The sequence below is a fragment of the Curtobacterium sp. MCLR17_043 genome (assembly GCF_003224215.1).
Taxonomy (GTDB): domain Bacteria; phylum Actinomycetota; class Actinomycetes; order Actinomycetales; family Microbacteriaceae; genus Curtobacterium; species Curtobacterium flaccumfaciens.
In genome coordinates this window covers 1-13,351 of record NZ_QKLH01000027.1, presented here as the reverse complement: position 1 = coordinate 13,351, position 13,351 = coordinate 1, and the positions used below count along the sequence as shown (strand labels likewise).

At 72.7% G+C, this 13,351-nt stretch carries 7 protein-coding genes and 1 tRNA gene; all 8 read left to right on the top strand.

Features of this window, described 5'->3' with window-relative positions:
• The first annotated feature begins 184 nt into the window (after positions 1–184).
• On the top strand, positions 185–1,672 hold the full coding sequence (gene gltX / locus DEJ03_RS17550) for a glutamate--tRNA ligase (RefSeq protein ID WP_110865643.1): 1,488 nt from the start codon (positions 185–187) through the stop codon (positions 1,670–1,672).
• A gap of 6 nt (positions 1,673–1,678) precedes the next feature.
• Positions 1,679–2,710 (top strand): NAD(P)/FAD-dependent oxidoreductase, encoded by a 1,032-nt coding sequence (locus tag DEJ03_RS17545; RefSeq protein ID WP_110865642.1) that lies wholly within the window; start codon positions 1,679–1,681, stop codon positions 2,708–2,710.
• A 45-nt stretch (positions 2,711–2,755) separates the two neighbouring features.
• A tRNA-Gln gene (locus DEJ03_RS17540) sits at positions 2,756–2,827 on the top strand.
• 364 nt (positions 2,828–3,191) lie between these two features.
• Positions 3,192–5,993, top strand: a complete 2,802-nt coding sequence (locus DEJ03_RS17535) for a non-ribosomal peptide synthetase (protein ID WP_181422776.1) — start codon at positions 3,192–3,194, stop codon at positions 5,991–5,993.
• Between the two features lie 368 nt (positions 5,994–6,361).
• Positions 6,362–7,321: a glycosyltransferase family 2 protein gene (locus DEJ03_RS17530; protein ID WP_110865640.1), complete on the top strand. Its 960-nt coding sequence runs from the start codon at positions 6,362–6,364 to the stop codon at positions 7,319–7,321.
• The gene (locus DEJ03_RS17525) at positions 7,318–8,283 is read left to right on the top strand and encodes a glycosyltransferase family 2 protein (protein ID WP_110865639.1); all 966 of its coding nucleotides are present in this window, start codon (positions 7,318–7,320) and stop codon (positions 8,281–8,283) included. The genes DEJ03_RS17530 and DEJ03_RS17525 overlap by 4 nt, the downstream gene beginning before the upstream one ends.
• Positions 8,280–11,843 carry a glycosyltransferase gene (locus DEJ03_RS17520; protein WP_110865638.1) on the top strand — a complete coding sequence of 1,188 codons (3,564 nt, stop codon included), beginning with the start codon at positions 8,280–8,282 and terminating at the stop codon, positions 11,841–11,843. The genes DEJ03_RS17525 and DEJ03_RS17520 overlap by 4 nt, the downstream gene beginning before the upstream one ends.
• The coding region (locus DEJ03_RS17515; RefSeq protein ID WP_220034163.1) for a PIG-L family deacetylase at positions 11,830–13,351 on the top strand (1,522 nt) is incomplete at its 3' end. The genes DEJ03_RS17520 and DEJ03_RS17515, both read left to right, overlap by 14 nt.

The window sequence follows — 13,351 nt, the reverse complement described above, 5'->3', positions numbered from 1 at the left end:
GAAGCTAAGCCTCTCAGCGCCGATGGTACTGCAAGGGGGACCTTGTGGGAGAGTAGGACGCCGCCGGACTTAACGTAGAAGAACCAGGGAACCCCTGACCATTCGTGGTCAGGGGTTTTCTGCGTTTGCGGACCGTCAACAGGGCAGGTTGGAGAGACGGACGCCGCGGTAGGGTTGTCGGGTCATGACTGCGCCATTCACCACTGCCTCCGGCTCCGACATCCGCGTCCGCTTCTGCCCGAGCCCGACGGGGACCCCGCACGTGGGGCTCATCCGCACCGCGCTCTTCAACTGGGCCTACGCCCGCCACACCGGCGGCAAGCTCGTGTTTCGCATCGAGGACACCGACGCCGCCCGCGACAGCGAGGAGTCGTACGGGCAGATCCTCGACGCGCTCCGCTGGCTGCGGCTCGACTGGGACGAAGGCGTGGACGCCGGCGGCGAGCATGGACCGTACCGGCAGTCCGAGCGCACCGCGATCTACGACGACGTGATAGCGAAGCTCAAGGAGTCGGGTCACATCTACGAGTCCTTCGTCACGCCGGACGAGATGGAAGCCCGCAACAAGGCGGCCGGTCGTGACCCCAAGCAGGGGTACGACAACCACGAGCGTGACCTGACCGATGCCGAGCGCCAGGCGTTCCGTGACGAGGGCCGCGAGCCGGCGCTCCGCCTGCGGGTCCCCGACCGTGACCTGAGCTTCGACGATCTGGTGCGCGGTGAGATCACCTTCAAGCAGGGCACGTTCCCCGACTTCGTGGTGGTCCGCCCGAACGGCAAGCCGCTGTACACGTTCACCAACCCGGTCGACGACGCCCTGATGGGCATCACGCACGTGCTCCGGGGCGAGGACCTGCTGTCGTCGACCCCGCGCCAGATCGCCCTGTACGAGGCGCTGTACGAGATCGGCCTCGCGCCCTCCATCCCCGTGTTCGGACACCTGCCGTACGTGATGGGGGAGGGCAACAAGAAGCTCTCGAAGCGTGACCCCGAGTCGAACCTGTTCCACCACCGCGCCGCCGGCATGATCCCGGAGGGGCTCGTCAACTACCTGGCGCTCCTCGGCTGGTCGATCGGCCCCGACCGCGACGTGTTCTCGATCGACGAGATGGTCGCGGCGTTCGACGTCACCGACGTGAACCCGAACCCGGCCCGTTTCGACCACAAGAAGGCCGAGGCGATCAACGGGGACCACATCCGTCTGCTCGCTCCCGAAGACTTCCGGTCGCGTCTGCTGCCGTACCTGTCGGAGTTCATCAGCGACCCGGCGACCCCGGAGCAGCTCGAGGTCCTGACAAAGGCCGCCCCGCTCGTGCAGGAGCGCATGCAGCTGCTCGGCGAGGCGCCGGCGATGCTCGGCTTCCTGTTCACCTCCGACGCCGACCTGGTGGTCGAGGACGACGCACTGGCCTCGCTCAAGGGCGACACGGCGACGGTCCTGACCGCGAGCACCGCCGCGCTCGAGGGCGTCCAGGACTGGACCACCGAGGCCATCGAGGGTGCGCTCCGTGCGGCCCTCATCGACGAGCTCGGCCTGAAGCCCCGCGTCGCCTTCGGCCCGCTGCGCGTGGCGGTGTCCGGACGCCGGATCAGCCCGCCGCTGTTCGAGTCGATGGAGATCCTGGGCAAGGAGTCCACCCTGACCCGGCTCCGCGCCCTCGCGGCGCGCTGACCGACCGTGAGCAGCACGGAGCACGCCGACCAGGTCGTGCACGACGTCGCGGTCATCGGCGCCGGGCCGGCCGGGCTGAGCGCTGCGCTCAACCTGGTCCGGGCGAAGCGCACCGTGCTGCTCGTCGACGCCAACCGCCCCCGGAACGCCGCGACGCTGCGGTCGCACGGGTTCCTGACGCGGGACGGCATCTCGCCGCTCGAACTCCGCAAGCTCGGGCGGACCGAGGTCGAGGGGTACCCGGAAGCGACGGTCGTCCAGTCCGTCGTCGACCTGGTGGCCCCGGACCCCGACACGGACACCTGGCAGGTGCACGGCTCGTGGCGCGGCACCGAGCTCGAGGCCCGCGCCCGGACGGTCGTCGTGGCGACGGGGTTGCGTGAGGAGTTCCCGGCGCTGCCGATGCTCCGCGCGTTCTACGGCACCGCGGTGCACAGCTGTGTCGAGTGTGATGCGTACGACAAGGCCGGGCAGCCGCTCGCCTTCATCTGCGAGACCGACGACGTGGTCGACCGGGCGCTGCTCATCGCCTCCTGGACCGACGACCTGATCGTCTACACGAACGGGGTGGCACCGCTCGACGACGCCGGCCGCGCTCGACTGTCGGCCGCGGGGGTCGTCGTGGACGAGCGGGTCGTCGAGGACCTCGAGGGCGATCGTTCCGGGATGACCGGCGTCCGGCTGGCCGACGGCCACGTCGAGCCGCGGACCGGTGGGTTCGTCCGACCGGTGTGGCACGCCGACCTCGACTGGCTGCGCACCAGCGCCACCACGAGTCCGAGCCCAACGAGCGGGAACACGGCCGCGAACGGCGACACGCCCGGAGCGCTCGAGGGGCTCCAGCGCGACACGCAGGGACTCCTCGTGGTCGACCGGGTGGGCCGGACGTCCGTCCCGGGGCTCTACGCCGTGGGAGACGTCACGCCTCCCGGGCCGGAGCAGCTCATCGTCGCCGCCGGACACGGAGCCGCGACCGCCGCCGCCGTGCACCGAGACCTGGTGGGTGGTCTTGCGGACCTCCGGGATGCTGTACAGTAGTTGATCGTGCCCCGGGTGACCGGGCCAGAAGGCCGACAGGCCTTTTGGGGTATGGTGTAATTGGCAACACAGCGGTTTCTGGTACCGTCGTTCTTGGTTCGAGTCCAGGTACCCCAGCACTCGATGAACAGCCCCCGGGACATCCCGGGGGCTGTTCTCATTTCCGGGACCTTCTCGTTCCGAGCGTCCTCATCGGCGATGCACGGCTCATCCACGGTCACGCCACGGCTGATCCGGAGGTTGCGCGGAACCGCACGATCCCCGAGCCGGGGCGAGCCGCCGTGCGGAAGGCGCCCACGGCGGTGGTCCGGTCGTTCCGGAGTCGTACCGTCCGTGCCGGGCGCAGGCCGCGCCTCCAGGCCGGTTGCGGTTCCCCGCACCGGGCTCTCGACTGCTCGCGGGCGGGGGGAGCGCGGACCTACGGTCGGAAGACCGTCGCGGGAGTCGTGGCGGTCCGCTGCTGAGCACCCGAGGTGTCATCGTGACCTCCGTCGACCCGCTGACGACCGTCGATCCCTGGAACCACCCCGCAGCCGTGCCCGCGGCGGCCGACCACTCCGTGCTGGACCGCTGGGACCGCGTGGTGGCGCTCCGGGGCGCCGCCGCCGCGCTCGCGGGCGACGGCCGCCCGTACACCTACGCCGAAGCGGACCGGGCCTCGCGCGCGCTGGCCGCAGCCCTGGCCGTGACGCTCCGACCCGACGACCACAGCGGCGCCGGCGTCGGCGACACCCCGGGCGGGGCGTCGAAGCCGGTCGGGCTGATGGCGGGGCAGTCGACCGAGGCCGTGATCGGCATCCTCGCGCTGGTGCGTGCAGGACGGACCGTGGTGGTGCTCGACGACCACCTGCCCGCAGCCCGCCTGGCGCACGTGGCCCGGCTCGCCGGCGTCGACGAGATCGTGGCCGACACCGAGCGTGCGGCTCTGGCCGCCGCCGTCGTCGCGGAGCGGGACGGCCGGGTGCACGCACTCGGCGAACTGCTGGACACGGGCGAACCGCTGGACACGGGCGAACCGCTGGACGCGGGCGGTCCCGGCGCGGCACCGTCGGCGGACACCGTCGGCGTGCGCCCCGGCGGGCGGGACCCCTTCGCCATCGTCTTCACCTCCGGCTCGACCGGCATGCCGAAGGGCGTCGTCCTGACGCACCGGCAGCAGATCGCCGACGCCGAGCAGGACGCCCTCGCGCTCGGCCTCGGCCCCGGCGACCGGCTCGGGGTCGTCCTGCCGCTGTCCTTCGCCGCCGGGCTCCTGTTCTCGTTCGACACGTTGCTCTGCGGCGGCACCATCGTGCTGCTCGAGCCGCGTGAACTCGGTGTCGAGCGGCTGCTCGGGCGGTTCCGGGACGACGACGTGAACGTGCTCGTCTGCACCCCGCACCTGCTGCGGTCGATCATCGGGTCGCAGAGCGCCCCCGGGTCGCACGGGACCGCAGCCGGGACCGCACCGGTGCTCGGCGGGCTGCGCTTCCTGATGACCACGGGCGAGTCCGTCACCGGCGCCGACCTCGCCGCGGCTCGACCCCACCTGGACCCGGACACGCTGCTCCTGAACGCCTTCGGCTCGAGCGAGACCGCGTGCGTCGCGTACTGCCCGGTCGCCCCGGGCGAGCCGGTGCCCGAGGGCGTCGTGCCCGCCGGGTGGCCGTTGCCCGGCAAGACGGTCCTCGTGCTCCGAGAGGACGGCAGCCCCGCCGACCCGGGGGAGACCGGCGAGCTCGTCGTGGTCTCCGACGCCCTGACCGCGGGCTACTGGGGCGCGCCGGAGAAGACCGCCGAACGGGCCGGGCACACCGGCGAAGCCGAGGCCGTCGCCGGCATCCCCGTCGGGACCCCGAGCTGGCGGCAGGGCGACCTGGCACGCGTCGACCCCGACGGGCGGCTCGTGCTGCTCGGCCGATCCGACGACGCCGTGAAGGTCCGCGGCTACCTGGTCGAGCCGAGTGAGGTCGAGGCGGCGCTCCGCGCGGTCCATGAGGTGCACGACGTGGTCGTGACGGCACAGGTCGACCCCGGTTCCGTCACCCGGCTCGTCGCCTACGTGGTCGGTCGCCCGGGGCACCGCACCCCGGCACCGGGCGCGCTCCGCCGGGCGCTCCGTGAGCGGCTGCCCGAGTACATGGTGCCGGCGTCGATCGTGCCGATGACCGAACTGCCGCGGAACGAGCGCGGCAAGGTCGACCGGGCCGAACTCCCCGGGGCGCCGAGCGTCGAGACCGAGATGGTCGAGGGCGAGTACGACCAGTGGGAGCTCGTCGTCGGGCAGATCTGGGCCGAGGTGCTCGGCCTCCGGGGCGTGCACCTGGACGAGGACTTCTCCGCGCTCGGCGGCGACTCGCTGTCCGCCGAGGAGATGCTCGCCGTCGTGCAGGACCGGCTCGGGGTCGACCTGCGCTCCTCGGACGTGCTCGAGCACCCGACGCTCCGGGCCTTCGCCCGACGGGTGCGGAGCGGCACGAGCGCGCTGCCCAGCCACCCGGACGTCGTGAAGGTGTCCGAGGCGCGCGAGGGCGGCCGTCCGCCGGTGTTCTGCTTCGCCGGTGGCGGTGCCCTGGCGCTGACGTTCCTGCCGCTCTCGCGGCACCTGCCCGCGCACGACCTGTACGCGTTCCAGCAGCACGCCCTCGAGCGCCGCGGGATGCCGGACTGGAACATCGAGCGGAGCGCCCGCCGCTACCTCGCCCTGATGCGCATCGTGCAGCCCCGCGGCCCGTACCTGCTCGTCGGGCACTCGCTCGGCGGACTCGTCGCGCTCGAGATCGCCCGGCTCCTGACCGAGAGCGGCGAGCAGGTGGAGCACGTCGTCCTGCTCGACACCTACCTGCCCCGAACGAAGTCCGAACAGGCCCGCCTGCACTTCGGCCGGATGGAGCCGCGCGACCAGCCGAACACCGCCGTCCGCGCCGTGCAGCGGGGGCTCGACCGCGCCGTCAGGCGGGTGCTGCCCGCGGGTGTGCCCTACGGAGCGCTGTTCGCCAAGCGGCTCCGGGCGTACACCGCCGGCGTGCTGCGGCACGGTGGGCAGAAGGACTTCGACGCCTTCTTCGACCAGGCCGAGATCGTCACCAGGCGCCACCACCCGACGCCGTTCCACGGGCGCGCCACCTACGTCCTCGCCGACGCCAACCCCGACGCCGCCGGGTGGTCCGCCCTGCTGCGCGGGCCCACCGAGATGGTGCGGATCGCGAGCGAGCACACGTCGCTGCTGCGGGAACCGCACGTCGCCGAGCTGGCGGTCGCGCTGCGGGCCGCCTTCGAGACGGCGGACGTGCCGCAGGTCTGAGACCGGCCCACGACCGGACGGGAGGCGCGGTGCCGGCTGGCACCGCGCCTCCCGTCCGCTCGTCCTGCGTCCACCACCCGCCGGCCGCCGCGCCGGACCGCCAACCTGCACGACCGTTGCGGGTTTCCGTATCCGCACCCGGGTGTCCGCAAGGGACCGCACCGCGCATTGACCCTCCCGCTGGCCACGGCGATGGTTGGAACCGCGGGGGAGAGTACCCACTCACCCGCGGCAAGCAGGCGGCGTCGTACCCGCGTCCCGCTGCTCGACCGACGACGGTCACCGTCGTCGATGCGTCATCCGAGGACGCGCCGCTCGTCTCGACGAGCCACCACCCGACAGCAACCCTGACCCGACAGGACCGCGCCATGCCCGCACGTACCGTTCGCCCTGCAGACCCGAGGGTCTCCGTCGTCATCCCGGCACGGAACGAGGCCCGCAACCTCGAGATCATCCTCCCGAAGCTCCCGCCCGTGTACGAGGTGATCCTGGTCGACGGCAACTCCGTCGACGACACCATCGCCGCCGCGCAGCGCGTGATGCCCGACATCCGCGTCGTGCACCAGACCCGCAAGGGAAAGGGCAACGCCCTGGCCTGCGGCTTCGAGGCCGTCACCGGCGACATCGTCGTCATGTTCGACGCCGACTGCTCCGCGGACCCCGACGAGATCCCGCGGTTCGTGCAGGCACTCATCGACGGCGCCGACGTCGCGAAGGGCACCCGGTACTCGCTCGGCGGTGGCAGCGACGACATCACGATCGTCCGGAACATGGGCAACCGCGGTCTGAACATGCTCTGCAACATCATCCTCGGCACCCGCTACAGCGACCTCTGCTACGGCTACAACGCCTTCTGGGCGGACGTCCTGCCGGAGATCGGTCTGCTGTCGTCCGAGCTGCCGAAGCCGGCCGACGGTTCGATGCTGTGGGGCGACGGGTTCGAGATCGAGACCGTCCTGACCTGCCGCTGGTCGGCCGCCGAGCTCGCGATCACCGAGGTGCCGAGCCACGAGAAGCTCCGCGTGCACGGTTCGAGCAACCTCAACGCCGTGACCGACGGCATCCGCGTGCTGAAGTCGATCATGCACGAGCGTCGTCGTGCCGCGATCGGCCGTGCCGAGGTCCGTCGCGCGGCGATGAGCGTCGTCCCGCCGGCCGAGCAGCTCGCCGCGCCGGCTGCTGCGCCGGTTGCTGCTGCTCCCGTCGCTGCGGCGCCGGTCGCTGCGTCCGTCGCGACCCCCGTCGCTGCGTCCGCCGTCGCCGGGGCGTCCGTTGCCGGGGCAGCCGTTGTCGCGTCCGTCGTCGCCCTCGAGGAGGACGTCGCGTGACGACCGTCGCGGTCGTCATCTGCGCCTACACCCAGCAGCGCTGGGGTGACCTGCAGGACAGCGTCGAGTCGGCCAAGCGCCAGCCCGAGGGCCCCGAGGTCGTCGTCGTCATCGACCACGAGCCCGAGCTCCTGGCCCGCGCCGCCGCGCGCTGGCCGGAACTCCGGGTCGTCCCGAACACCGAGGACCGCGGACTCTCCGGGGCCCGGAACACCGGTGTCGCCCTGACCGACGCCGACGTCGTCGCGTTCCTGGACGACGACGCCACCGCGGACCCTGACTGGCTCGGGCACATGCTCACCGCGCTCGAGGACCCCGACGTCGTCGGTGTCGGCGGTCGTGCCACGCCGTCCTGGCCGACCGCGACCGGCCCCGGGCCGTACGCCGATGAACTGCTCTGGATCGTCGGGTGCTCGTACCGCGGGCTGCCCGAGACCCCGGGCGACGTCCGCAACGTCATCGGGTCGAGCATGGCGTTCCGCCGTGACGCGATCCTGCTCGCAGGCGGCTTCCGCTCCGGCATCGGCCGCGTCGGCAACCAGCCGCTCGGCTGCGAGGAGACCGAACTCTGCATCCGCATCGCCCAGGCCCGTCCCGGCGCGCGGATCCGGCACGAACCGCGCTCGAACGTCTCGCACCGGGTCTCGCCGGACCGCGTGACGATGCGCTACCTGCGCCGCCGCAGCTACTACGAGGGCATCTCGAAGGCCGTGCTGAGCCGTCGGGTCGGCACCGGCGACTCGCTCGCCAGCGAGTCGACCTACCTGACCCGGGTGATCCCGGGCGCCGTGTTGCGCGAACTGCGCCACGTCGGTCGTGGCGGAGGACTGCGGGCGTACGCCATCGCGCTCTCCGTCGTCTCGACGGTCGCGGGCTACGCCGTCGGCCGGGTCCTCGGCACCGTCGTCGTGCGGACCCCGCCCGCACCCGCCGCGCTCCCGCAGCCGGTGGGCACACCGTGACCCGCGCGACCCTGGCGATGGTCCTCTCGCCGGTCGTGACCGGGCCGCTCGTCCCCACCTGGGACGGCGCGCTCTGGGTCGGCGAGGTCGACCGTGCCGACGTGCACGCGTCGAGCCACCGGGACGTCATCGCCCTGCAGGGATCCGCCGGGTACGGGCGTGCCCGCCTGCTCGTCCGCGACCACGGCGAGCCGCTCGGCTTCGTCGAGGCCGAGATCACCGAACGCCGTCGCATCGGCGGCACCATCGACGTCCGTGCGCTCCAGCGCGCGATCCGGCCCATGCCGGCACCCGAGCGTCGGCCGGCAGCAGGTCTGGTGCTGCCGTCCGTCACCGTGGTGCTCTGCACGGACGGCGCCGCCGGCACGACCATGCGGTCGGTGCTCGCCAACGGGCACGCCGACTTCGACGTCGTCGTCGTCTCGCACGGCGCCGACGACGGCGGCGTGGCGACGGTCGACATCGGCGGACGCCGCGTCACCACCATCCCCGCGCCCGAGGGCGGCCTCGCCGCCGCGCGGAACGCCGGCCTGCTCGTCGCGACCGGCGACGTCGTCGCGTTCGTGGACGAGGGTGCCGTCGTGGACGGCGACTGGATCGCCGCCATCGCCCGTGCCTTCGCGACCGACCCCGACGTGGCCTGCGTCACCGGGCTCGTGCCGAGTGCCGAGCTCCGGACGCCGGCGCAGCGCTGGCACGACGACCGCACCCCCGGTGGGCGGACCGTCCGCCGGCGGGTCTTCCGGCTCGACGACCCGGTCGACGACCTCCCGCTGCACCCCTTCGCCGCCTCGGCCTACGGCACCGGCGCGAACCTCGCCGTGCACCGCGCGACCGCGCTCCGGATCGGCGGGTTCGACACCGCCTTCGGTCCCGGCACCCGCGTCGGCGGTGGCGACGACCTCGACCTCTTCACACGACTGCTGTTCGCCGGATCCGCGATCGCCGTCGAACCGGCCGCGATCGCGTGGCAGCGATCGGCGGACGACGTCGCGTCGCTCCGCGCCGCCGCTGCCGCGCACGGCCACGGACTCGGAGCCTGGATGACCAAGAACGCACTCGACCGCGACACGCTGACCGCTTCGGTGGACGCGGCGCCGGAGGCCATCAGCGCCTTCGCACGCCTCGGCCTCGAGCAGGGCGACGACGCTGCCGACGCTGCTCCGGCGAACGGCCACGGGACGGGCGCCGCGCGTGACGCGGACACCGTCGACGCCGTCGACGCGGAGTTCGCGGCGACGAAGCGCCGGTTGCGTCGCGTCGAGCGGCGCTCCGTGCTCACCGCACCGGTCCTGGCGCTCCGCGAACGCATGGGCGGCGCGGGGACGATCGACCGGACGGCGCACGGTCGCCACGAGCTGCAGCGCGGCCTCGACACCGCGGGGCCGGCACGACCGACCCCCGGTGGCGCGATGAGCCCGGCGGCCCGACTCGGCGCCGCCGCGATCGTCGTGCTGACGCTCGTGGTGGCCGCCGTCGGCAGCGTCGTCGAGTTGCCCACCCTGCGGGCGAGCGCCGTCGCGGTCTTCCTGTTCGCGCTGCTCGGGGTCGCCCCGATGCTGCTCGTCCGTCCGATGTCCCTCGCACGGTTCGCCGTCCTCGCCGTCACCGGGTCGCTCGTCGGCACGATCGGCATCGGCTACACCATGGCGACCTTCCACATCTGGGTGCCGACGGTCCCCTTCGTCGGTGTCGTCGTGCTCACCGCGGCGGCGCTCGCCGTCTCGGTACCCCGTGACGCGGCGGAGCTCCGTCGCGCCGGCCTCGTGCGCCGCGAGACCGCCCGGCCCCGGTGGAGCACGACCGCCACGGTGACGGCGCTCTCGCTCGGCGGGCTCGTCGTGGTGGTCGTCGCCGCGCTCACCCACATGGGCGACCCGGTGCCCGCAGGCCTGTTCGGCTCGCTCGGCCCCGGCCTGGTCGTCGGCCTCGTGCTCGTCGTCGCCGCGGCGGTCATCGCCCTGGTCCGCGGCCGCGCGCTCGCCGTGCCCGTCGTCGTGCTCGGCGGTGTCGTGCAGCTCGCCCAGGCGATCACGTACGGCGTGCCCACCGTGACCGCCGCCGCGCGGCACATCGGTGTCGTCGAGTACATCCGCCAGTTCGGTGGGACCAACCCGTCGGCCGACATCTTCCAGACCTGGTCCGGCCTGTTCGCCGGCGCCGCCTGGGTCGCCGACGTCGGGGGCATCGTCAACACGATCCTCATCGCCGCGTGGGTGCCGGTCCTGCTCGCCTTCAGCACGACCATCGCGGTCGGGGTCCTGGCTGCGTACTGGTTGCCCGGCGCCCGTCGACCGTGGATCGCAGCGCTGCTGACCGCGATGACCGGTTCGCTCAACACCACGTACTTCTCGCCGCAGTCGACCGGCATCCTGATGTCGATCGTGATCCTCGTGCTCGCCACCGGACCGCTGCGCGATGCCGCCGTCACCACCGCCGACGGCTCCGTCGCCGCCAAGCCGCGGGCACGGCGCGTGGGGCTCTCGCGGATCGTCGCGATCACCCTCATCGGCATCGTGCTCGCCGTGACCCACCAGATCTCGCCGTACCTGACGGTCGCCGCACTCGTCACGCTCATCGTGTTCCGGATGCTCCGCCCCTGGTGGCTGCCCGCCGTCGTGCTCGTGCCGGCGGTGGTCTTCGCCGCGCTGAACGGCGACATCCTCGGGCGGTTCCTGTCGCTCGCGGCGGTCGGACGCGTGCTCGACAACGTGCAGCCGCCCGCGCACGACATGACGGTCCTGCCGAAGCCGCTCGTCACGCGTCTGGCGTTCGACATCCCCGCAGCCGCGCTCGTGGTGCTCGGGCTCATCGCCGTGGTGACCGTCCTGATGCGGCGCGACCGGACGCACTGGGCGCTCCTCGCCACCGCCGCGAGCCCGATCTCGCTGCTCGTCGCCACGAACTACGGCCAGGAGGGCGTCTTCCGCGTCGTGCTCTTCGCGACGCCGTGGATCGCGATCCTGGCGGCGGCGCTCCCGATGCCCGCCGGTCGGTTCGCCCCGGCCGGGGCGGTCCTGCAGCGCGCGATGCGTCCGTCCGCGGTGCGGTTCGCGGTCGCCGGAGCAGCGGTGGCGGCGCTCGTCGCGATCGGTGCGTTCGGGCAGACCTCGCTCGACTGGAACCGCGTGATGACCCGGAGCCAGTCCGCGGCGACGCAGTACTACGACCGCACGGCACCCGCGGGCTCCGTGATGCTGCTCACCGGGTCGGCCAACGCCGTCCCGAGCAACACCGGCGCGCGGTACTTCGACGTGGGCTACCTGTCCCGCGAAGCCCTCGGCCCGTACCCGGACCCGACCGGCGGCTACGACGCCGAGGCGGACCTGTCGAACGTGACGCGGGAGCTCGTCGTGAACTGGTCGGCCACCGGCTACTACGCCCTGGTCGCGGAGCCCTTCGGCGCCTACGACGAGCGGTACGGCTACCAGAGCGACGCCGACTACCAGGAGCTCGCCGCCGCCATGGCGTCCTCGCCCTACTGGAAGCGGGTCTGGTCGTCGGGGACGACCGCGATGTACGAACTGACGACGGAGGGCCTGCGCCATGCAACCGACTGAACCGACCTCCGACAGACCGCGACGGACGCGACGGGCCACCGTCGCGTCCGTCGCGGGCGTGCTCGCCACCGTGCTCGCCGTGCTGGTCGCGCCGAACCTCGTGGTGCAGCCCGCCGTGGCCGCGGCGGCCGACTGCAGCGCCGGGCGGGTGCTCAACGTCGTCGCCCACCCCGACGACGACCTGCTCTTCCAGGGCGCGGACCTGCGGAAGGACATCGACGCGGGGCGCTGCGTGCGCTCCGTCATCGTCACGGCCGGTGACGCCGGCAAGCCCGACTGGTACTGGCAGGAACGCCAGGTCGGGCTGATGGCCGCCTACGCGAGCATGGCCGGCGTCGACCCGGCGTCGACGACCGGCTCCACGACGGTCGCCGGACGGACCCTGCTCACCGAGACCCTGACCGCCGACCCGCGGATCAGCCTGGTCTTCATGGACCTGCCGGACGGCAACGTCGAGGGCAACGGCTTCTGGGCGAACGGCTACGAGAGCCTCCAGCGCCTGTACACGGGCGACATGGACACGCTGCACACCGTCGCCGATGCCCCGCACGCCGCCACGTACACGCTCGCGCAGCTCCGGGCGACGCTGCAGGGGATCGTGCAGGACTTCGCGCCGACGGACATCCACACCCTCGACCACGAGGGCGAGTACGGCGACGGGGACCACAGCGACCACCACACGGTCGCGTACCTGACCGACCAGGTGCAGCAGCAGTACACCGGCGCGCACGGCTTCACCGGGTACATGGGGTACCCGATCGCCGACCGTCCGGCGAACCTGACGACGGCCGAGACCCAGGCGAAGGCCGACGCGTTCTTCACCTACGCCGCGCACGACAGTGAGACCTGCGCCTCGTACGAAGCCTGCTCGGCTCGACCCGAGACATCGTGGCTCAGCCGGCAGTACACCGCCGGCTCGCCGGTGCCGACGGACCCCACCGACCCCACGGACCCGACCCCCGCACACAAGGACGTGACGGCTTCGGCGTCGGTGACGGCGAGTGCGGAGAACCCGGCTGATGGTCAGACGGCCGTGAAGGCGGTCGACGGTGTGGTGAGCGGGTACCCGGATGCGCCGACGGCGGAGTGGGTTGCGCCGTCCGGTCGTGCGGGGACGTGGATCCAGCTCGGGTGGGCGGGGGCGACGGCGTTGGACGCGGTCGACCTCGCTGATCGGCCGAACGCGGTGGACCAGGTGCTGGGCGGGACGTTGACGTTCTCGGACGGCTCGAGTGTGACGGTGCCGGCGTTGAACAACGGTGGTGCGGTGCAGCGGATCACGTTCGCGGCGCGCAGTGTGAGGTGGGTGCGGTTCACGGTGACGGCGGTGAGCGGCGGGACGCAGAACGTGGGGCTCGCCGAGATCCGCGCGCTGACCCCGGCCGACACGACGACGCCACCACCGACCCCGACCCGGACGGACGTGACGGCTTCGGCGTCGGTGACGGCGAGTGCGGAGAACCCGGCTGACGGTCAGACGGCTGTCAAGGCGGTCGACGGTGTGGTGA

Excerpts from the sequence above, each read along its gene's own strand:
- gltX (WP_110865643.1), top strand. The coding sequence starts at position 185 with ATGACTGCGCCATTCACCACTGCCTCCGGCTCCGACATCCGCGTCCGC.
- DEJ03_RS17530 (WP_110865640.1), top strand. The coding sequence starts at position 6,362 with ATGCCCGCACGTACCGTTCGCCCTGCAGACCCGAGGGTCTCCGTCGTC.